The organism is Deinococcus marmoris (genome assembly GCF_001949125.1).
Classification (GTDB): Bacteria; Deinococcota; Deinococci; order Deinococcales; family Deinococcaceae; genus Deinococcus; species Deinococcus marmoris_A.
Genome location: NZ_MSTI01000062.1, coordinates 63,623 through 85,212, shown reverse-complemented (window position 1 = coordinate 85,212; position 21,590 = coordinate 63,623). Strand labels below are relative to the sequence as shown.

Sequence of the window (21,590 nt, the reverse complement as noted above, 5' to 3'; positions counted from 1 at the left end):
GTACCTCACCTCCCGAAGGCGATCCAGCGCGCCGAACAGCGCAACATGTTGCCGCCTGCCCATCCCCATATCCGCCGTTCGCAGCAATGTGGGGAGACCGACCTGAACCTGGCCGTCGTCAGCGGCGTGCGTCATCAGCGCGAGCAGGACGCGCAGGTCTGAGCCGTGGGGGAGCGTCAGCGGACTGGTGGCCGTGTAGACCAAATGGATCTGGCCGAGTCGTACGTCCACATTGCGGCTGGTGGGCGCAGTGGAGCGGGTCGCACTGACCGGGGCCAGCACCATCAGCGGGGGCCTCGATAAAACTGCATAGCGACATCCTGGCAGGAAGGGGTTGCCGGCACTTTTCTGTTTGGAAAACGAACGGGAGCGGAATCCAGGGTATGAGAGAGGTTGGTCTGGATGGTCCCTTCATCGGAGACAGGGTTCCCGTCAGTAGACGCCTGAGCTGGCCCTCAACCAACACGCGGCATGATTCCGTAGAGATGGCGCACTGAACGGTTTCCCTCATTGAAGACAGGAGGGGTGGGAGCGGAAATTGACCATCTGAAACGAACTTTTCCCCTGATTTTCTCATCAGAGACATCACCACTCGAAACGACAGCCTTGGCGCTACGGTCACCCGGCCTTTCCAGTTCAGTGTGAATGGGGCAGGGGAGAGGAGGCATGATCTGTCCCAGGATGGGCGGCCTGAAAACCAATCCGGATGGAACGAAATGGACGTGCGCCCACATTGTCACATGCTTCCGAAACCTCGACACCACCTGCATCCCTTCTGCTGTCGGAGAAGACTGCCGAACGCACATAGACGGTTCAGACCGCGCCCAGGCGTACTCTATACGCCCCTGTGTAGTTTAGGTTACGTTCGGCCACAGGTAACTGTTTGGGGAGCGTTCGAGGGTGGCCTGGCCCCATCATTGGACCCGAAAAACTCTGCCACTTCGATGTTCCTCGGTGTCATTCACGGCCTGATCTGGGGAGCGGCTTTGCGCCATGGACATCCGGCCCATGGGCGCAACACCAGAATGTTTGGAGCGTTCGGCTGGACAGCACAGGCGCAGGCCTCAGCCAACGATTGCCAGCGGCGTGGGGATTAAGCTGAAAAGCTAGGGTGTGGTGCTGGCAGGGCATCAGGCGAGTGCTGGATGAGGCGAAGGGCAGGACTACTCCGCCCGTCCCTCTCTGCAATTTTCAGGCTGAGGTCTGGTGCGGGCTGAACCGTGAATGCTGTCACTTTTCTGGGTGCCGCTGGGCCACTCGGTTCCATCTACAGTTCTTCTGCTGTCATAGAGGTCTGCTCATCGCAAAAAGACAGGTCAAACAGCGCCTGGCCTCGCTTTTTCCAATCTATGTAGTTCAATCTACGTTTTGCGGTCAACTGGCGCTTGCAGCGGTTCTGGGGTCTAAATTTGCCCGCGTGAACCGACGTCCGTAACTCTAAAATCTACCCTGACGCTCCTGCTGCGGCCTCGCCCCGTCCATATTTTTCGCCCGCGCTTGAGCCTTTGCAGCTATTTATGGAGGTATGCCCCCTCCACTCCTGATCGTCACCGCCTGGAATCTGCAACCTGATCCCCGCAACGTCAACCTCGCCCTGACCCCACCCCAGCAGGAGGCGTTCGCCGCCGTGCTCGACTGGCGTGGACTGTTTGAGGCCGACGCCCTGCTGCTGGCCACACCTGCAGATGTGGCGACGCTGCTGACCGCCGAACTGCTGCACCGTTATCCGATGTCGTGGGGGCCAGTCCTGGTGCCTGGCCCAGCGGGACTGGTGCGGGTGGGCCGCTCCGCCCACAACCGTCCCAGTCCGGATTCCGCTGCAGATCACGCCTACGTCGCCCGTGCGATTTCGTGGTTGCAGAGTGAGCGTGATTGGGTGTATGAGGGGCTGCGGCGGCGCAACTTGCATGTACTTCGCGCGCCTGATGGCGTGCCGTATTACGTGTGCGGGCGGGCGCGGGGATATTCGTCGCGCTCGCTCTGGCGGCTGATTGGCCAGTACCGTCTGGAACTGTCTCAGGCGCAGGGCCGTCTGGTGATTTTCACGCCAGATTTGCGGCGGACCCGTTGCGTCGAGGCGGCCAATTCGTGGTGCGTGGAGGTGGTGCGCATGCAGATCATCCCGCCGCCGCCACCTCCGCCCGCGCCAAAGATAGCTCCACTGCCCTACGCGGGCCGCCCGCGCCGGGTCAGGCCCACCAGGGGGCATGAACCAGGGTAAACCTTTTCTGGTCATCTGCTGATGGCCACTCGATCGCCAGGCGGCGTCTGACGTATGTCAGACGCCGCTGACCGCTGACCGCATAGATCACGTGGGCGTAGCTGCGGCCAAATTCGCGCAGTTTACGCCGCACGGTGGCGTTGTCGTAACTGCCAGTATCAAATTCTACTGCGGCCATCCCCCGTTCCATCAGATAAATGGCATCCGGTCGGGCACTGTCCAGCCGTCCCGCTTCTGAGCGCCACAGCGCGCGCGGGTTGTTGGTCAGGGTGCGCGCCTCGGCGACGCCGGCAAGGTGGCCCAATGCCCAGCTCTCCTGCCGCGCCCAGCGAGACTCCAGGGCGACGAACTGGACAGCGCGGACGGACGCGGGGGCACCATGCACGGTCACCATCACACGTTCGATGGGGGTCAGACCCAGGGCGTGGATCCTGGCCGGGTTGAGCCGCAGGCCGTAGCGACGTTTGATTTGTCCGGCGCTCAGCACGTGATCGACAACCAGATCGTCGAGCAGGGCTTCGGTGGGGGTGGGGGTCATGGAAAACACGCTAGCCGTGCCCCCACGAAGACTTTTTCAGTGGAAGTGCCAGTGGACACGGGGAGGAGGTGAAAAGACCTGGAAAGCTCCGAACGTGCAAAAGAGCGTTGTAGACGACATGCGATCAGTCGTCAGGAGGGGGTCAAGATGACTTGTTTCAAGCGGGTGGCCGAAGCGGTGGGCAAAAAACGTTGAAAAAGGGGCGTGCCAGGGTGTGGTCATGGTTAACCCCCAGACCCACATCCAGGCCATCGGCGCTCAGTTGCTGCAAGAACGCCCGGACCACGCCGAACTGCCTGACCTGCGCGAGGCGCTGCTCGCCGACACCCCGGTCCCCGCGCAGTTGCCCGCCAACCACCTGACCCACGCGGTGTTCATGGACGCGTACGCGGTGCCGTGGCTGGCCGAGCGCCTGCGCAGCGGCGAATCGCCCGACACCATCCACGCGTACCATCAGGTGTGCAGCGAGGCCACCGTCGGGGTGTTGCTCGGTGACCTGGTGATCGAGCGGGGCTGTCTGGCGCTCCGGTTCAGCCCGTTGCGCGAGGTGCTGCGCCATGACGATGATGCCTTGTGCGTGGTGGTGGACGTGATGGTAGCTGCGGGTGCGGCGATGCTGAATGAGCTGGTGACGCATGTCCAGCACTACCAGTCGCTGCGACAGGGAATCATCGACGATCTCAAAAAAGTGATCGCCCACCTGGAAACGCTGGGCTGCACGCTGCAGATCGAGTGGTTGACGCTGGCCGGGCCGATTGTCCTTGGCCCGGTGGTGGCTCACTTGCGCCAGGTGGTGCAGGATCTGGAGGCTGATTTGATCCAGTAGACCACGGAGTGAGGCGGGCCGCGCGAATGCAGCGCGGCCCGCCTCGCTGGTTTGCGGACCCCGCTTCTGTGGGCAGCGTCATTCCTGAACGTGCCAGGTTGAGTCCCCCTGGCCCTCCTGAACGACAAACAGCTCGGCGTTCAGACCGCTGGCCGCCACGGGGAGAGGCACCAGGTAGTGGACACCCCGTCCCTGGCCCCGACGCACGAGCATCCCGGCCTGCACCAGCTCCTCGAGGTCCCGCAGGGCCGTGTCGGTGCTGATCGGCCCGCGTCCAGACTGCCCAGGGACGGTCTCTTTTCCCACCAACCGGACGTACTTCTGGGTGCTGAGTTTGCCCTCAAAACCCTCAAACAACCGCCCCAGGACTGTTTTTTGCCGGGCGTTGAGCGCCACGGCACGGTGCCCTTCCAAGTACAGGTGGCGGGCGCGCACGGTGGCCAGGGCCACCTCAGTGTGGGCGAGCGCGCCCAGAACGCGCTCCAGAAACCAGGTCAGCCACACGGTGACGTTCTGATCCGCCTGGCGCTGGGTGCGTTCGAGCACCTGGTAGTACCCGCTGCGGTGCGTTTCGATCTGCCGGGAGAGCGAGTAATAGCGCTGGCTGCGGCGGTCAGCGCGGGCCAGTTGCAGATCGGTCAGCGCGCGCGCGATGCGGCCGTTGCCGTCCTCGAAGGGATGGATGGTCAGAAAACGCAGATGGGCCAGTCCCGCCTTGACCACCGGGTCTTCTGGCGTCCGGGCTTCGAACCAGCGCAGGAAGGCGGTCATCTCGGCGTTCAGGCGTCCTGCGTCCGGCGCTTCGAAATGCACCTGGGGCCGGTTCAGGCGGTTGCCGACCACCTGCATTGGACCGGCCTCATCGGTGCGGTAGGCCCCGGTGGTGATCGGGGTGACGCCGCTCTGCCCACCGGGAAACAGGGCGTGGTGCCAGCGGAACAGCCGTCCAGCGGTAAGCGGCTCCGCGCTGAGTTCGGTGGCGTCCAGGGTCATGGCAACCACGCCGTCGACGGCCCGGCTCGGTTCGGGTAAGCCCGCGAAAGACAGGCCCAGGCGGCGGGCCACGGAGGACCGTACTTCAGCGGCGTCGATGATTTCGCCCTCAATGCGGCTCGAGCGGACCGCGTCATCGGTCACCGCTGACATCAGGGTGTCCTGGCGGGCCAGGGAGCCGAGGACCTGGAGCTGGCCCACCAGCGCGCCCCGGCGGAAATTGACCTGTTCGAGCAGGCCAGAGAGTGCCGCCACGTCCCAGTGGAACGCGCTCCAGTCGTCTAAATCGTGGATGTAGCGGGGCATGCGGTGATTTTATCAGGAAATCACCGCATAAGGTGCGACGATTTGTCCTGGAAATCACCGCATCCTCTGGCATTTGGAGCGGGGCCACGAAGACGGTTGGACGGCGAAAGAAATAGAGGAGGAAGGCCAGTGGACACGGGGGAGAGGAGGGAAGGGATAAAGAAGCCCTGAACATCAGGAACTGAAGAGTAAGGGTGTGTCAAAAAATAAAAGCAAGTTGGCGGCGTTGCGCCGCAGCGGGGAGCCGCCTGGGCGGTCCGCCGCCCCCACATCGAAAAAGCCTCCGGAATACCTCCAGCCCACCGTGGTCCTGACCACGCCCATCCATCCTTCTGTCGATCAGGCTGCACAACTCCATGAAATGTGGCGCGTGCTGCTCGTTGCCCAGCACGCGCTGGTCACGTATCTGCATCACCGCGCCGCCGGCGGCGCGGCCACGCTGACCGCCATTGCCAGTGGTCAATGGCACGAGGGTCCACCCTCATCGGGGTCTGGGCCGCCGGATCTCACGCTCAGGGCGCTGGACGCCGAGTTCCGCGTGGCCCGTGACGCACTGGGCTGGGGTCAGTTCGTCGCGTCCAGTGCCCTGCGCTGGATGGTGGCCGAAACGGCCCGCGAGTGGCGCTTGCGCCGAACTGGGGCTGAGCCGGGTCGCTGGACGCTAGACCGTGCGGTGGAACTGCACCTGGACAATTCGGTCCAGATCGGCGATCCCGTGACGCTGTCGGTGGTGGGTGTGATGGGTGGACTGTCCGCTGATCTCTTTCTGCCCAGGGCCTACTGGCGCGCCATGATTCGGCGTCAGCGCCGGCGCGTCGAGGCGGAAGGGGCACGGCTTGACGCGCTGGAGCGCCGCTGGCTCGATCAGGGGGACGGTGGCGCGGCGGCGGAACTGTTCAGCCGCCGCGCGCGTGTCGGGCTACGATCTGCCTTGCCTGATCCGGGTGCGCCCAGTGACCGTGATCTGGTCAGCCGTGAGCGGGTGGTTTTTCGCCATGTTCCTGGCGCGGAAGGATTGCCGCCTCGCTGGGCAGCACAGTGGGCTTTTGATGTCGCGGATGTTCCATTTCCGCGTTGGACCCAGGATGACGTGATCGGCGTTGATCTCGGTTACCGGTACCCGTTTGCGGTGGCCACTACGCATCAGGCAGCTCTTGTCCCCCGCCCATTCCGGGGTGATTTTGCTGCGCCGACGCTTAACGCCCAGCAGGGGAATCACCTCCAGCCTGCTGATCTCGCGCGGGCGCGGGCCGAACACCGACGCAGCCTGTTCATGCGCCTCCTGCCGATTTACGAGGCACAACTGGCGCTGGTCTTGCGTCACCGCGTCGTCGCACTGGAACAGATGGCCTGGGGCGGATTCACCCGGCGGGGATCGCGCTTTGCCAGCTACGCCCAGGATGTGGGGCTTCTCGCCTGGCTGGACTGGGTGGACGCCCTGGCTCCGCACCACGGCGTTCGGGTGGTGAAAGTGCAACCGGCGTATACGTCGCGGACCTGTAGCCGCTGCGGTTGGGTGGGGGCGCGGCCCCTGTCCGGGAAACGGTTTTGCTGCGTGGTCTGTGGATACAGCCTGGCCGCCGACGCCAATGCGGCAGCGGTCATCCGTGCGCGCGGTCAGGCGCTGCTGGGCGGACCGTGAGCGCTGCACTGGAAGCAGGCTGGCCTGTTGAACTGCGTGATGCCCGCTCTTACCTGCCGTATCAGTTAACGCGACGTGTTTCGGGCCGAATGGGAAAATGCCCGTCGCGCTGGGCTGGGGGGCGGCTATACCCGGTCAGCCCCCAAGCCCAGGCGCATCACCTGCGGTTTGCGGAAGCGCTGGCCCTCTGGCAAATTGGCCGCGCGGATGGCATCGGCTTCGTGCTGGATGAGCGCACACCCGTGGTGGCTGGTCAACCGCTGTGCGCGCTGGACCTCGATGACGTGATCGTGAACGGTCAGCTTCTCCCGTCTGCCGCCGTGCTGGTGGATGAATTGAACACGTACGCCGAGGTCAGTGTTAGTGGCGGTGGATTGCATTTGCTGGCCGCTAGCACCGTTGCGCCTGGCGCGCGGCGCGGAAAAGTGAATGACCTGTCCGTGGAGCTGATCACCACAGGCTTTCTGGCGATCACCGGTGTCCGCTGGCCGGAGACCCCTCCTGAAATAGCGCTGCGCCGTGCTGAACTCGCCCAGTTGCGTCGGGATCTGGACCCAGGGTCACCGCCTCCCTGTTTCAGACCTGCGGCCCGCCCAGTTGCTGATGTCCTTTCCGCACTGCTGGGTCAGCGCAACGGGACCAAAGTGCGCCGCCTTCTCATTGACGGCGACACCAGCGGCTACCCCAGTCCGTCGGAGGCTGTGTTTGCGGCGGCCCGGCTGATTGCCTGGCGGACCCGTGATGCTGGCGTAATCGAGGTGCTGCTGCGCGAATCGCCCTTATATACCTCCCGCTGGGAGCGGCCTGTCGCGGCAGGCCGGACCTGGATCACTCACACCGTCTACCGCGCACTGAGCGCGGACCGTAAAGGAGTACATCAATGACCAACCCACAGAACCATACCTACACCATTCCGCTCACCCCCACCCCTGTTCAGGAGCAGGCCCTCGACGAGCTGATTCGCCAGTCCCGCGTGGTGCGCCAGGCCTGCGTGGATCAGGCCATGCTTGCGCTGGACGGTCAGGACACCTCGCTCTCTGCTCTGCTGGGCGGCGCAGATCACGCCGATCGCAGCGCGGCGGCCGAACTGTGGGCACTGATGGGTCTGCCGCCACTGGCGACGGCGCCCAGCGGCATGCTGCACCACGCCATCAAGGATCAGCGTAGCCGGATCGCGCGGGCGGGGCAGCCTGTGACCGTGGCAGAGCCGGTGGCGGTTGCTGGCGACACCTTGATTTCGCCGGTGACCCTGGAAACGCTGCAACTGGTGGGGGTGCCTGGCGTACTTTCCGTGGACGCGGAGCAGCTTCCACGCTGGGCCGCTTCGGTATGGGCGCGCACAGCGGGCGGCCAAGACCTGGTGCCTGAACTGGACCTGAGCGGGGCGAGTATCACGGGCTGGACCTCTATCGAGCGTGGATCCTACAACGGTGTCGATGGCTGGCTGATTGACGTCGAATTGCGCTGGGACGCGTGGCCGACGGCGCAATTGTTGCGTGGTCTGGATGAGGAGACGTGGCCGTCCTCTGAGGCGGTGCGGCGGTTGATGGACCCAGTGCATTGACTATGTACAGAGCGGTCAGGGTCAGCTGAGTTGATGGGCTGGAAGCAAGGCGCGCGGGAGTGGTCCTGATATGGACTCCGATTGAAAGATGTTGAAAACACCTGGAAATCCGAGCAGCGCGCAGGAGAAAAACGGGTTCAGGACGTGGATTGGAGGGATTGGCGCTATCCCGATTCCTGCACGAAACGAACGGAATCCGTATGAAAGGGAATAAAGCTGAGGCTTTGAAGGCGATTTCAGTGTTGTTTTTGAGCTGAAAGATGCTTCCGGCGTGGTGGAAAAAAAGCATGAAGATTTAATAAAGGTGGGTGCGAATCTCGACCAGGACAGTTTGTCTGCCATAGCCATGCGGCAGGCCCAAAGGAGATCTGCTTGGCGCAAATGCATTTAAATCTGCGTGCCAGACGGCGTTTCCGTCTTTTCTCCACTTCACTTTTCAAGTGTTCTGGCCGCCCCACCACCCCAGCCCTGATTGCGCGCCAGTGTCAATCTGCAGTCCAGGGCCGGGACCGGCCCGTGTTCACTCAGGAGACCACATGAAGATGAAAACGAACCCCGTACTCGAGCTGACCAGCAATTTGCTGGTCAAGGGTGGGATCGGTGTCGCCGCGCCCATGCGCACCGAATGGTCCGCCACCTCCGCTCCGGAAAAAAGCCCCGCCGCTGTCATTGGGCGTGAGCAGGCCACGGTGGATTGGAGGGCCGACGCTGGCAACAACGTGTCGGAGCTGATGGTGGGGGATCTGACCAGGCGCAACGGAAACCACACAAAGAAGAAAAAGGTTCCGTTCCCATCGAACGGCACACCGGTCCTCACGCCGGCAGATACCCTGTTGGCCGTGACCAGTACGCCGCCTGGGTTGCTGCTCACCCCGGACCCTGCGTCGCCTACGCGGACCGAGCATTTGACAGTGCACCGACGGGCCGGTGGCGGCCACATAGTGACGCGCCGAACTGAGGAGGCCGGGCAGGTGGTCGAGGAGGTGCACTGGTTGTGCAAAACCCTGGAGGAGATCGAAGGCGTGCTGGGGCGCGATGTCGTGGCGCACTCCCTCTATCACCTGGCAAGGCTGGAGACCCGATGCAACCGACACCGCGACGGCGTGCTCAATATCAGTGCGGATGCCCTGTACTGCGCGGTGTGGGCTGAGCTGACGCATGTGCAGCCGCAGCCACAGCTCAAGGAGGCAAACGACAGCACCCGGCGGCTGGTGGCGGGGGCCTGGCTCAGGATTTTCCGGCAGGCGTCGCCGGGTGAATATCGGGACACGGGGGCGGTGCGTCGGCAGATGCAGAAACTCGCCCGGACGGGTCAGCCGGTGCCGGACTGGGTGGCTCGCATGTGCATCTACGAGTGGCGGCTGTGGCATGAACAGCGCGCGATCGAGGAGTTCGAAGGAACCAGCTTTCACCGCCGATCCACCTGAGCGCCCGCTCACCGCAACGTTAGCCCTCTTTCTTCCCCGGACGACAGGAGCCAACCATGATCATGGACCCACCCCATTCCTACCTGGACCAGTTGCAGGCCGACGCCCGCGTCGGCCTGACCTACCACTGGGCAACCACCCCTCCGCTCCACTTGCTGTTGACTCAGCTGACCGGAAAAAAAGCTGAGCCCTTCCACGGTCTTCAGATCCACCTCGATTTCAACCGGCACTTCACGGCTGCGCTGCTGGGCGCGGAGACGATCACGCTCGATCATCAGCAATTCACGTCTGCCACGCTCGCGCAGGCCAGCACGGACCCTCGCCCCGTTCCCCCGCTGTGGTGCGAATTTCGTGGGCTGCATGTGCGCAGCTTCGAGCCGTTTAGCGGTGCGTTGCTGTTCGCTGTGCCGCAGGGCACCACATTTTTCGGCGTACCACTCCAGAACGGGGTGCTGTTCATGGTTTTGCTGGGCGGGGCTGACAAATTCACAGTGGGGTACCACCCCATGTATGGCGATACCGTCACGCCGGGCCAGCTCGCTTCCCCCTCCGCCCTCTCGGTTCAGCAAATGGTCTCCCGGGGCCACAGCCGCCGCAAAGTCGCCCGCCACCACGACGACGCCCGGCAACTTCTGCGTGCCGTGCTTGCCCGCGTCGCTGGTGAAGACGACACGGAATGAAGCTCAGGAGTTGTGCCTTGCATAGCGGAGTGGAAAGCCGTGTGGCGCTATGCGTTCGGGAGACGTAGCTGAATACGGCCACGCGTGGGCTGTAAACGAAGGCAACAGAGGCGCACCGCATCGACACTGGAATCTAACGTATTACACCGTAATTACGTAAAAAGTCGTAATGAACTTACACACGAGGTGACAATGGCAAGACCGGGAATCACGATAGAAGACGTCGCACAAGCTGCACAGGCCCTGCGGGAGCGGGGTGAACGGGTGTCGTTGACGTCCGTCCAGAAGGAAGTGGGCCGGGGATCGTTTACCACAGTCAAGAAGTTCCTTGACGTCTGGTTGCTGGATCACCCTGAGCAGGCCGTCCCCCAACTGGTGCCGCTGGCCGCACTGCCTGACCGGCTGGCCGCGCAGCTGGAAACGGCCACGCGTGGACTGTGGACGGCGGCGACTGAAGTGGCCGAGACCCGGTTGCAGATCGAACGCGAGGGCTGCCGGCAGCAGGTGCTGGCGGCGGAGGCGGACCGCGACGCAGCCGGTGAGATGGCTGACGCGTTGGCCATCATCAACGAAATGCTGACCGAGCAGGTGGCTGAATGCCAGGAGCAACTCGCTGAGACGCAGCAGCGCGGGCGTGACGCCGATGCAGAGCGGATCGTGCTGGCAAGCCAACTGGCCCAGGAGCGTGAGGCTCGGCAGACGGCGTCGGCCCTTGCGGCAGCGCAGGAGACGCACAACGCTGATCTGAAAAGCGAGTTGGACCAGCAGCGCGCCACGGTGGCATCCGAGCGACACCACCATGCCGATGTGGTGAACCATGCCGAGCAGCAGGCCGAACAGCGGCTGATGGAGATGCGGGCGGCTCTAGAGCGTCAGGTGGCGGACGAGCGTGAGCGCGCTGAGGGCGCGGCAGCCGAGGTGCAGGTGATTCGCCAGGAGGCCAAGGTCAGTGCCGCAGACCTGCGCGATCAGCTCGATCAGGTGAGGAGCGAGGCCGCGCAGGCCCAGGGCGCACTGACGATGATGCGGGAACAACTGGAGACTCAGACGCGATTGCTGGAGCAGATGCTGGCCCACTCCGCGTCCCCGAAAGCTGAGTAGGTTAAAGCTCCCTACCCGATTCGAGCGCGTCCGCCGCAGGCCGCAGGGAAACCCTAGAACACCGTTGAAACCGGTGTAGAAAGCCACAAGTTCAGCCACTCCAACGGTATGGACATAACGTTCTGACTACTGAACTGGTGGCGGTCTGGTCTCAAAATTTGCTCAAAAACGCCTGTACCAGTGTGCAGGACGGGGGACGGTCTAACCCCACGGAGACAATGATGAAAACGAAGAAGAGTCCTATCTGGAACAGGCGGGACCGCCTGTGGCGGCTGGCGTCCGGGCGCTGGCGATCGAACTGTCTGAGGCGGCGCGCTACATGGTCCTTAATGATGCCTAAACCGAGGGTCCAGGGGTGGCCCCCTGGATGGGCATCGACGAGTGCCAGCTGTGACATGAGCGGCGCGCGATCGCGGCGTTCGAGCAGCTGGAATTAGAGCGTGGTGCGTGAACGGGTCGAGCTGATGGGTGGTGCTGGTGGTCTGTTGCTGGCCCACCATAAGGAAAGAGAACCGGACCAGGTCTGGCAAGCCTTCTTGCGTGCTGCCTACCGGATACGAATTCTGGTTATTCGTCACCCGGCACCCGTGATGCCCTCAAGTTCGCCCACACCAACGCCCACGTCTTGTGATAGGCCGCCCCGCTCAAAAAACCACTCACGTCACGTAGGCATGGGGGAATGACCCTGATTCCATGCGATGTCTCAACTCCAACTTTAGGAGGTTCTGCAATGTCAGACCCACACAGCACGTCCGAAACATCCACCGATGACCATACATCAAAAACAGTGGTGACCAAGCCGCAGGTTATTGAACCGGCTGTCCGAATCGAGTACAACCTGACCAGCGCTCTGCGTGCCTATGCCGCCGGCGTGCGCCTCCGTTTGGCCCCAAAGACTCCGGTTCTCGGTGGGTCGAACCTGGTGAGGGAGGCATACGACATAGGCGGAATTGAAGCCGCCAAAGTCGTGGCGCGCAAGCGCGGAGTGACACTGCAGGTCGTGTGGAGTAGACATTTCGATTCGACTGTGGCAGTTGAACGATACTACTATGGACCTGTCGGCGACTCCGATGATCACATTCAACAACTGCTGCAAACTGAGTTTGATGCCAATCAGGCCGCACGGCAGTGTATGGACGATTACCGCGCTGTCGCACACCTGGTTCGCGCCCTGCTGCTGAAGCCGACAGAACTCGCCGATCCCGCAGCCTTGGAAGGGATTGCTGCCAATCCAGGAGTGCTCATCGCAAAACTGGAACTGCGCGCCGCACAGGGTGTCTCTTTACGGGGTGAACTTCGGGCCATGGACCTCCTGCGTCAAATTCAACTCCGGCCGGAGTGGATTGCCAAGCATGTCCGGACGCTGTCCGAACGGCAGTTTCGTTAATCAGCAGATATTGAGCCATACGGCATAAAGGTGCGCTGGAAAGGCTCAGTTTCACTCGAATCAGGTCTGCCCCTTTGCATCTGGCGACATGCGGCGTGTGGGTGCGCTTGGAGTGCAGCGCGTGCAGAGGAAGGGGCGGCAGTTGACACTTGCCGTCCCTGAACTGCCATAAGGAAGGGACAGACCTGACTTTCTACATCTCATATCGGATGGTATATGCTATCTATTTCCCGCCCCTTCAAGCCATCCCCGCACCTTTGCCTACGCTCTGGCCAGCGATCAGCTGTTTGCTCTGAACTTCATTTGGACTCTGCGTTTTAAGCCCTGGAGGAGAAAACCTGTCCGCATACCGTCCAATACATCTTCCGTCGACTCCGTCTACATTACGCGAGCGCTCGCAAGGCAGCCGGCCCACACGACACCCTGAAAGCCAAGAAACACTGTCGTTATGATTTCTCCTCCCGACTCTTTTTTAAAGGCCCTCCAGGCTGAGATCAACGTTGGCATCAGGGCAGAATACCGGTGGAACGGTTCCCGCGACGTTCACACACGGATTTCCCAGGACTCGGAACGACAGCACATCTTCGATGATGACCTGATGTATTTTGACTTTCATTTCACGAACGCGCTGATGTCCGCACGGACCATGACCCTGGGTACGCAGCACATCAAAGCCGCCACGGTCGAGCGGGCCAGCACCCGCGCCCGGCCTGTCAGGGGTCACCTCAAGATCCGTGCGCCCTACTACGCTAAGGAAAAATCTGAGGTTCCAGCCTGATCTGCCTCAAGCCGTTTCTTCGTTCTAACGATGCCGCTGAACAATCTCCATGACGGTGTTTTTGCTCAGTCCCAGATCGCGCGCGATCTGGCGGTACGAGCCGCCTGCTGCCCGCAGCTTTAGCACCCTGGCAGTATACCGATCCGCCTTGACCCGGACCCCCGGCTGCCGTCCGAGGCGAACCCCCCGTTCCTGCGCGGCAGCCACTCCTGAGCGCACCCGCTCCCGCAGCAGATCCCGTTCAAATTCTGCCAGCGCCGCCATCAAGGCTGCGAACAGCTTGCCTTGAGGTGCGCGCAGATCGAATTGCAACCCTGTCTGTGCGATCACCGAGACACCGTAGCTTTCCAGCTCCTGCAACGTCCCCAGTAAATCCATCGTGGAGCGCCCCCAGCGGGTCAGTTCGGTGACCAGCACCGCGCCGATCTGCCGGTCCTGGGCCAAGGTCATGACCCTGGTACGTTCCATGCGGTCATTCCGACTGCCTGAAGCGATTTCTTTGAAGACCGCCACGACTTCATACTCGGCGCGAACGGCAAAGGCCAGCAGGTCACGCTCCTGGCGTTCGCAGGATTGATCTGCCGTAGAAACCCGGCAGTAGATGGCGGCGCGCTGTCCCATTTGAACCCTCCCGTTTTCAGACCTGAAAAACGCTGTGTTTGTGGAAGCTTGATGCTGTCCCAGAAGAACTTAAGTTTAACCGGGACACCATCAGCGAAGACCGAGTAAAAGAACCAAAAAGGAGTGGTGGGTTGAGACTTGACCTCATGTTGACTCTCCTGAAAGCACTGAGGGGCGGCCCCAAGAAGTTGTGGCCCGGCTATCAGCACAGGACTGCAATTGGCGAAAACCGAGATTAGAGCCAAATCGTTTGAGGGATTAGAACATCAAATGCGATGACAGCCAAGTCCCCCGCTGGGACATATCGCGTATTGTTTCTAACCCGCTCAAGGCTGTGTAGATCTATGAAAGGCTCGGATATCCGTTTCAGGTGCCTGAGCTTTCTGAGCAAGACAGGTTCAGTTCTCCAGATCTGTTCTCGCCCGTTCCCAGTCGCTCACCTGACTGATGTTGTTCAGGTCATCCTGACCCAGTTGCAGTTCGGTGGTCCCCAGCAGTTCTTGAAGCTGCGCCACCGAGTTGGCCCCGACAATGGGCGCGGTCATGCCCGGCTGGGCCAGCAGCCAGGCCAGGGCCACCTGCGCGGGCTTGGCCTGATGGGCGTCGGCGACGGTTTGCAGCGTTTCCACGATGTCAAAGTTCTTGTCGCTGAAGCGTCGCCGCGCGTTCTCATCGGCCCGCACACTTTCGGGCAGGGCTGCATCACGTTTGTATTTGCCCGTTAGTACACCCCCGCCCAGCGGACTCCAGGGGACGATGCCCACACCGTAGGCCACACAGGCTTTTTGTAACTCACGTTCAAAGTTGGCGCGGGTGGGGGAGAGCAGACTGTATTCTGGCTGGATGCTGACGAACGACTCCAGATTCTTCCTGTCGCTCGTCCACAGCGCCTCCATCAACCGCCAAGCGCTGTAATTGGAGCAGCCCAGGTAGCGCACGTAGCCGCGCCGCACCAGATCGGTCAGGGCCGAGAGGGTCTCCTCAATCGGCGTCTGGTTATCAATCCAGTGAACTTGATAGAGGTCAATATGATCCACCTGCAAGCGTTTCAGGCTGTCCTCGCAGGCCCTGAGAATCCACTTGCGCGACAGGCCCTCGCGCTGGTGGACGGTGCCCCGGCCCTGAGAGAATCCCTCGCCCATCGCGCCGCGCACTTTGGTGGCGATCACCAGGTCGTCGCGGTTGCCCCGCGCTTTAACCCATCTGCCAATAATTTCTTCGGACACGCCACCCGGATTGCCCTTGGCCCAGGCAGAGTACACGTCGGCGGTGTCCAGAAAATTGCCGCCCGCCGCGTGGTAGGCGTCCATGATCTCGAAAGCGGTCTGCTCATCGGCGCTCCAGCCAAATTGCATGGTGCCGAGTCCGAGCGGAAACAGGTGCAGGCCGCTGCGGCCCAGTTTGCGGTACGTGGTCATGTCTTGCCTCCTGTGGCCTGACGCGAGTAGTGAAGCTAGATCCTACGGCAACCAGAGTATCCATTTGATATCTCCTGGCCCAGACGGCAATTTTTGGAAGTTCCCGAAAACCCCTTCTCAGCGTGGGGCATTTCAGAATCGAGACAAACAGGAATTTCGGGGGCGTCAATCTCAACGCCCCCAGGTCAACTCTCCGAAACCGCTGGGTATGAGCCATGCACTTTAGTGCAAGTCTTTCAGACCTGCGCCGTCACGAAAAACTGAGCGGCTGGGCAGTAAGAAGAGAAACTTTGGCGTGTCAGCAGGACATTGAGCTAAAGATGTGACCTGCTTACGAGCGGAATGCTATGGCGTTGACGGCGACTTTCAGTCGCACTTTGAACCCCTGTACTTTCAGTGCAGGGTTCTTCAGTCTGAATACCGGGCATATTCAGCCTGCCGTTCCTGAGCGGTGAATTCACATCCAGACGGACGTCCCAAGGCTTCAACAGCAAGTTGGTCCTGCTTTTCTACTGGTCTAGCCCCAGGCTGTCCAGCCTGGGGCTGAGCTGGCGTCCTCCGCCTTCCTGGCGGGTGGCTGCCAGGAAGGCGAAAGGAGCGTTACAGCTCTGGCTCACATAGAAGTTGCTGCCATTCCCAAACCCGCCGCCTCTTACATGTCGCTGGCTCCGCGTGAAAAGCCGCTACCCGCCGGAATGGCCACGCCGTAAAAGTCGGTGGCCCCCGCATTGATGCCAAACTGAGAGGCCAAATTCAGGCCGTTGTTTCTGATGGGCGAAGTGGATTGGAGCTGATAGGCAGCCAGGGCTTGAAACTGGTAGGCGTTGCCAATGGTCTGCCCGCCACCCGCGTTCATCAAGCGCGGATTGCCCTGAACGCCGCCCACTTCCTGCCCGGTGGCATTCCGGAAGGCAGCGAGACTGGCGTAGGCCGTACCCTGATAAAAGTTGGTGCCGTTACCGAAATTACCGCCATACCCGTAAAAATAGCTGGCCGGGCGGCTGGGGCCATCGGCAAAGTAGCTGTTTGAGCGCAGCACGATCCCGGTGTTCCCGCCGCCCACCGACAGCAGCCGTGCCCCGTTGCGGCTGTAGAAGATGTTGTTGGCCACCCGGACGTTGCTGATGGGGCCGATATCGTAATTCTGCCCGTCGCCGCTCTGAAAAGTACCGGGCCGGGTGATCAGCAGCGCCGACGGCACTTCCGCCGCGCCCACCGCGTCCATGAAAACGGTGTTGTTGTAGATGTCTATGTCCCTCATCTCGCCGTACAGCTCAATCGCGCCGTAACCGTGCTTGCGGGCGTCGTTCTGGGAGATGTTGTAGCGCACGGTGTTGCGGTACAGCGCCCTGGCCCCCGGATACTGGGCAATCAGGTAGCCTGCGCCGTCGTTGCCGTGGCTGTAGTTGTACTGCATCACCGAATTGGTCACGCCGCCGTCCAGATCGAAGCCGCCGCCGTCGGCGGTGCTGTTCGTGCGGTTGTTGTAGGACTCGTTGAACTGAATGGTGGCGCGGTCCGTGTCGTAGACCCAGATGCCGATGGGGCCACCCACCGCCGTGTTGAATTTGCCGTTGTCGTGCGCGACGTTGCGCTCAATCGTCACGCGCTGGGCATTGCCCACCAGGATGCCGCTGCCCGTATTGGACGTGGTGGAGGCCGCGTCGCCAAAATTGTTGTACGCCTTGTTGTTGCCGATGTAGATGTCGCGGTTGGCGTAGTCGGTGTCGGCGGGCAGGGCCGCAGGCCCGAACACCTGAATGCCCGCCTTGCGGTTGTCGTGCGTGATCGAATCTTTGATAAAGACCTGGGTATACCCGCTGAAGCCGTTGTTCCCGCCGACAGAGATGCCGCCCGAGCCAAAGCCCGACACATTCAGGTCATGGAAGTTGAGGAAGTTCAGCCGCACGTTGCCGGACAGGGTGTTGTACGCGATCACGCCGTCTTTCTGGCTGACCCCCGCCCCCGGCCCCACGATGTTCAGGTTGCCGATGTCGTATCCGGCGACATTCTCCAGGAAGATGCCTGACTGGTTGGGATCGGTGACCTGCAGGGTGGCCCGTCCATTGAACGAGCCGATGGTGATGGGACTGGTCGCCGTTCCTTTGTTGTTGGCCGGAAAGTAGAGAAAACCTTCAAATGGTCCCTGCGCCGCATCAAACAGAATCTGGTCCCCGGGCTTGAACCCTGTATTGATGGCGTAGAGGGTCACGTCGGTGGCCGTCGTGAATTGCGGGCCGGGGACGCGGTAGATCGTCCCGGTTATGGCAGTCTGCGACAACTCCCCAGTGCCCTGGGTCTGGGCAAACCCGGCGGTTGGTCCAGCAGTCGGGGTAGTACCGCCGCAGGCTGTCAACAGCAGGGCGGCGGTCAGCAGGCTGAGGCTCAGGACGCGGCTGGATCGGCGGTTTATTTGCATGGCTCTCCTCGCGGACACGGCTGCCCGGCGGCCCCAAAGAGCAGGGGGCCGGAAACCGGGTGACGTTCCGTTCCAGATCAATTCAGAAGGCGAACGAGAAAACGCGGAGTTGGAGTTGCCGCTCAGTCTTTGATTGCTTAACCCTTGACTGCGCCCGCCGTGATACCAGAGTAGAAATAGCGTTGCAGGGCTAAAAATACGATCAGCATGGGAATCACGCTGACCACCGCGCCCGCCATCATCAGGTCATACGGGGTGCGCCCAGCGCTGCCCTGAAGCCCCGCGATCAGCACGGGCAGGGTCTGGGCATTGGGATCGCGCAGCACGATGTTGGGCCACAGGTAGTTGTTCCACGAGGCCATGAAGAAGATGATGCCCAGGCTCGCCAGGGCAGGCGTGATGATCGGCACCACCACCCGGAAAAAGATGGTGGGTTCGGACGCGCCGTCGATGCGCGCGGCGTCCAGCAATTCGTCAGGGACGGTGGACAGGTACTGACGCATGAAGAACACCCCGAAGGCATTCGCCAGACCCGGCACCACCAGCGGCCACGGTGTGTCGATCCAGTGAAACCAGTTGCGCATCATGATGAAGGTGGGAATCAGCCCCACCACGAAGGGAATGGTCATGCTGACCAGCATCACGCTGAACAGGGCGTTCTTGCCCGGAAAATTAAACTTGGCAAAGCCGTAGCCGCCCAGCGAGCAGAACAGCAGCGAACCCGCCGTGGACAGAATGGCGATGAAGAAACTGTTGAACAGTGCCCTGAGTGCCGGGGTCTCGGCGAACAGCCGTCGGAAGTTATCCAGGCTGGGGTTCTGCGGCAAGAAGCCCTGACCGAAGATCTCGGTGAGCGGCTTGAGAGACGACAGCACCATCCACACGAAGGGCAGAACCGCGAACGCACTAACGGCAATGACCACGGTGTACAGCAGGATCGGTGGGCGGGGCCGTGGCTTGCGCTGGGCGGGGGCCGGAACGCTGGCCGCTTGAACGGCGGTGCGCGTCATCCCTGCCCCCGGTTGGTCAGGCGCAGTTGTAGGAGCGTCGCGGCCACCACGATGGCAAAGTACACGTAGCTGAGAGCCGCGCCGTAGCCGTAGCGGATGTTGTTGAAGGCCTGTGCGTAAATTTCCATCGTGGGCGTGGTGGTGGCGTGAATGGGACCGCCCCCGGTCAGAATCACGGGTTCGGTGTACAGCGCGAAGGTGCCGATCACCGACAGCGTCGTGACGAACACGATGGCCGGACGCATCAGCGGCACGGTGATCTTCCAGAAAACCTGAACGCGGCCCGCACCGTCGATCAAGGCCGCCTCGTTGACCTCACCTGGAATGGTCTGGAGCGCCGAGAGAAAGATGACCATCTGGTAACCCGTCCAGGCCCACACCAGCAGGATGCCCACCGCCACCCGCGCCCACCACTCGTTGTCCAGCCACGGCACGGCGGGGATGCCCACGCCGCCCAGCATCCGGTTGACCAGCCCGCTGTCCCGTTCGAACAGCAACCGGAAGGTGATGCCCGCCGCCACCATCGAGGTCAGGTGTGGCAGGAAGATCATGGCCCGCCACAGCCCCTGGAAGCGCAGGCGGTTCTCGTTCAGGATGACGGCCAGCACCAGGCCCCCCAGCGTCATGACTGGAAAGTGCAGGAGGAAAATCAGCACCGAGTTGGTCATGGAGGACCAGAAATAGCGGTCCTGGAAGAGCGAGGCGTAATTTTGCCAGCCCACCCAGACCTGCTGGCCCGGCGCACCGTTCCATTCCTGGAAGCTCAGCACTGCTGAGAAGATCACCGGGTAGACGCCGAACACCAGAAACAGGACAAAGAACGGCGCAATGAACAGCATGGGCCACAGGTGTTTGCGCCGGCGGGCAGGCCGGGCCGGACGAGCGAAAGCGGGCAAATCAAGTGGACGGCTCATACATTCACCTCCTGGCGGGGCGTGAGGGCTTCAAGGCGGGGATGGGCCATGCCGTATGGAATCGGCCCACGCCCCATCCCCTCAATTGCGGCGGGTGCGTGAGCGGATCACGTCGGCGGCGTTCTTCAGGGCGGCGGCGGCGTCCTGTTTGCCCAGCGCCATCTTCTGAATTTCAATGCTGAGCATGCTGTTCATGTCGGTGTAATCGGTGGTGTACACGGTGGCCGCCGGAATGGTCTTGGCGAGAGCCGTATAGGTCTGGCTGATCTTCTGGCCACCGAAGAAGGCGTCGCCCTGCGAGAAGGCGGGGTCTTTGTACAGCGAGGTCAGCGCGGGGAAGAAGTCAGTCTTCTCGTACAGCGCCAGCGCCGAGTCCTTCTGCGCGATGTGGAACTGGATGTAGGCCCAGGCCGCGTCCTTGTTCTTGCTGGAATTCCAGACCGCCAGTTGCGAGCCGCCGTCGTTGCTGGTGCGGCTGACGCTGCCCGCAAAGGCTGGAAGCGGCAACACGCCCCACTGCCCCTCGGTCTTGGGGGCGATCCAGCCCTTTAGAAACCCGCCCATCCACGCCGCCATCGGCAGGGTGGCAACTTTGCCGTCCGCGATGACCTTGTAGTAGCTGTCGGTCCAGGTTTCGATGTCGGCGCTGGCTCCGCTCTTGTAGAGGCTCTGGATCAGGTCCAGCGCCTTGGTTGCGCGGGGGTCTTTGTCCAGCGTCACTGCGCCCGCCGCGTTCACGTAGCCGCTGCCCTGTTGCCACAGCAGGGTTTCCAGCAGGCGGCCATCATTTTTGGCCTTGCTCAGCGGCAGCATGTCCGCGCCGGTCTTGGCCTTGATCACCATGGCTGCCTTCAGGTAATCATCCCAGGTTCGCAGCGAAGCGGGGTTGACGCCCGCCTGCTTGAACAGGTCACGGCGGTAATACAGCACCACCGGGCCGATGTCCCAGGGCATCGCGTAGTACTTGCCGTTCAGCGTGGCGGTGTTCAGCTTGGCCGGGGTCAGGTTGACCACGTAGGGTTTGACCTGCGACGTCAGATCGGCCAGTGTCCCCAGCTTGACCAGTTGCTGAAGGTGAGAGTCCTCGATCAGCGCCACATCCGGGCCGCCCGAGCCTGCCGAGAAGGCCAGCTTGTAAGCATTGTAAATTGCGCCGCCGCCAGGATCTTTCTGCACGTATTCCACCTTGATGTTCGGGTACGCCTTGGCGAAAGCTGCGTCCAGCGACTTGAGGCCCGCAATCGGGTCTTTCCAGGCCCACACGGAGATGGTGCCTTTCAGCGCGGTATTGGGCGTGGTCTGCGCGGAGGCGGCAGCGCCCAGCAGAGCGAGGGTCAGGGTGGCCAGCCGTGCAGTGGACAGTCGTGCCGTGTTCAGGCGAAGTGAGGACATGGGTGATCTCCTTTGAAGGGTGACAGGCGAGGGAGAACAACCAAAATTGAACCCTTCCCAGTCAGGGCGAGACAGCAACGCAGCAGTCAGTGAGTTTTGAAAGTTTTTCAAAAACAACATATCCCCGTCCTCAGAAGCTGTCAAGAGTTCTAGGATTTTCGTGACTGATGAGATTGCTGCCCAAGGGTAAAAAGCGTATCCAGCAGCGTCCATTCCTCAACTCTGGGGCAGGGTCATCTGACTCCGATGTTTGCAGGAGGCACGTGGGAACATTTGAAACGCCTTCTATCTGAGGGCAATGCAGGGTTCAAAATGCCTCTTTGGATTTATCAGACGGCCTTCAAGCCTCTGCG

Annotated in this window: 18 protein-coding genes; 10 read left to right on the top strand and 8 right to left on the bottom strand. The window is 61.8% G+C overall.

The window, feature by feature from the left end; genetic code table 11:
• Positions 1-1,525 precede the first annotated feature (1,525 nt).
• Entirely contained in the window at positions 1,526-2,221 is a 696-nt protein-coding gene (locus tag BOO71_RS08965) for a hypothetical protein (protein WP_075829950.1), read from the top strand.
• On the opposite strand, the gene BOO71_RS08960 is transcribed toward BOO71_RS08965, so the two are convergent.
• Positions 2,190-2,759 carry a hypothetical protein gene (locus BOO71_RS08960; RefSeq protein WP_075831588.1) on the bottom strand — a complete coding sequence of 190 codons (570 nt, stop codon included), beginning with the start codon at positions 2,757-2,759 and terminating at the stop codon, positions 2,190-2,192. The two genes, BOO71_RS08965 and BOO71_RS08960, sit on opposite strands and share 32 nt — an antisense overlap.
• Before the next feature lie 220 nt (positions 2,760-2,979).
• Between BOO71_RS08960 and BOO71_RS08955 the strand changes: the two genes are divergently transcribed.
• On the top strand, positions 2,980-3,585 hold the full coding sequence (locus BOO71_RS08955; RefSeq protein ID WP_075831587.1) for a hypothetical protein: 606 nt from the start codon (positions 2,980-2,982) through the stop codon (positions 3,583-3,585).
• Positions 3,586-3,663: 78 nt separating this feature from the next.
• Here the strand turns inward: BOO71_RS08955 and BOO71_RS08950 are convergent, their stop codons facing one another.
• The gene (locus tag BOO71_RS08950) at positions 3,664-4,884 is read right to left on the bottom strand and encodes a Fic family protein (protein ID WP_075831586.1); all 1,221 of its coding nucleotides are present in this window, start codon (positions 4,882-4,884) and stop codon (positions 3,664-3,666) included.
• A 196-nt stretch (positions 4,885-5,080) separates the two neighbouring features.
• On the opposite strand from BOO71_RS08950, the gene BOO71_RS08945 reads away from it, so the two are divergent.
• The 8 genes from BOO71_RS08945 (at position 5,081) to BOO71_RS08910 (ending at position 13,463) form a co-directional block, all read left to right on the top strand.
• Positions 5,081-6,526 (top strand): zinc ribbon domain-containing protein, encoded by a 1,446-nt coding sequence (locus BOO71_RS08945; RefSeq protein WP_139322849.1) that lies wholly within the window; start codon positions 5,081-5,083, stop codon positions 6,524-6,526.
• The gene (locus BOO71_RS08940) at positions 6,523-7,410 is read left to right on the top strand and encodes a hypothetical protein (RefSeq protein ID WP_139322848.1); all 888 of its coding nucleotides are present in this window, start codon (positions 6,523-6,525) and stop codon (positions 7,408-7,410) included. Before BOO71_RS08945 ends, BOO71_RS08940 begins: the two co-directional genes overlap by 4 nt.
• Positions 7,407-8,090 (top strand): hypothetical protein, encoded by a 684-nt coding sequence (locus BOO71_RS08935; protein ID WP_075831583.1) that lies wholly within the window; start codon positions 7,407-7,409, stop codon positions 8,088-8,090. The genes BOO71_RS08940 and BOO71_RS08935 overlap by 4 nt, the downstream gene beginning before the upstream one ends.
• A 536-nt stretch (positions 8,091-8,626) precedes the next feature.
• Complete coding sequence (locus BOO71_RS08930) at positions 8,627-9,517, top strand: hypothetical protein (protein WP_075831582.1); 891 nt, start codon at positions 8,627-8,629, stop codon at positions 9,515-9,517.
• Positions 9,518-9,573: 56 nt separating this feature from the next.
• The gene (locus BOO71_RS08925) at positions 9,574-10,197 is read left to right on the top strand and encodes a hypothetical protein (protein ID WP_075831581.1); all 624 of its coding nucleotides are present in this window, start codon (positions 9,574-9,576) and stop codon (positions 10,195-10,197) included.
• Positions 10,198-10,389: 192 nt separating this feature from the next.
• Positions 10,390-11,298 (top strand): DNA-binding protein, encoded by a 909-nt coding sequence (locus BOO71_RS08920; protein WP_075831580.1) that lies wholly within the window; start codon positions 10,390-10,392, stop codon positions 11,296-11,298.
• Between the two features lie 730 nt (positions 11,299-12,028).
• Positions 12,029-12,685 carry a hypothetical protein gene (locus BOO71_RS08915; protein WP_075831579.1) on the top strand — a complete coding sequence of 219 codons (657 nt, stop codon included), beginning with the start codon at positions 12,029-12,031 and terminating at the stop codon, positions 12,683-12,685.
• 448 nt (positions 12,686-13,133) lie between these two features.
• Positions 13,134-13,463, top strand: coding sequence for a hypothetical protein (locus BOO71_RS08910; RefSeq protein WP_075831578.1), 330 nt, complete (start codon positions 13,134-13,136; stop codon positions 13,461-13,463).
• Positions 13,464-13,487: 24 nt separating this feature from the next.
• On the opposite strand, the gene BOO71_RS08905 is transcribed toward BOO71_RS08910, so the two are convergent.
• The 6 genes from BOO71_RS08905 to BOO71_RS08880 form a co-directional block, all read right to left on the bottom strand.
• The gene (locus BOO71_RS08905) at positions 13,488-14,084 is read right to left on the bottom strand and encodes a recombinase family protein (RefSeq protein WP_075831577.1); all 597 of its coding nucleotides are present in this window, start codon (positions 14,082-14,084) and stop codon (positions 13,488-13,490) included.
• 398 nt (positions 14,085-14,482) lie between these two features.
• Positions 14,483-15,502, bottom strand: a complete 1,020-nt coding sequence (locus tag BOO71_RS08900; RefSeq protein WP_075831576.1) for an aldo/keto reductase — start codon at positions 15,500-15,502, stop codon at positions 14,483-14,485.
• A 652-nt stretch (positions 15,503-16,154) separates the two neighbouring features.
• Positions 16,155-17,921 carry a right-handed parallel beta-helix repeat-containing protein gene (locus BOO71_RS08895; protein WP_075831575.1) on the bottom strand — a complete coding sequence of 589 codons (1,767 nt, stop codon included), beginning with the start codon at positions 17,919-17,921 and terminating at the stop codon, positions 16,155-16,157.
• A 137-nt stretch (positions 17,922-18,058) separates the two neighbouring features.
• Positions 18,059-18,931, bottom strand: a complete 873-nt coding sequence (locus BOO71_RS08890; protein WP_083653276.1) for a carbohydrate ABC transporter permease — start codon at positions 18,929-18,931, stop codon at positions 18,059-18,061.
• Positions 18,928-19,845: a carbohydrate ABC transporter permease gene (locus BOO71_RS08885; RefSeq protein WP_075831574.1), complete on the bottom strand. Its 918-nt coding sequence runs from the start codon at positions 19,843-19,845 to the stop codon at positions 18,928-18,930. The genes BOO71_RS08890 and BOO71_RS08885 overlap by 4 nt, the downstream gene beginning before the upstream one ends.
• Before the next feature lie 81 nt (positions 19,846-19,926).
• Positions 19,927-21,237, bottom strand: a complete 1,311-nt coding sequence (locus tag BOO71_RS08880; RefSeq protein WP_075831573.1) for an ABC transporter substrate-binding protein — start codon at positions 21,235-21,237, stop codon at positions 19,927-19,929.
• Between the last annotated feature and the right edge of the window lie 353 nt (positions 21,238-21,590).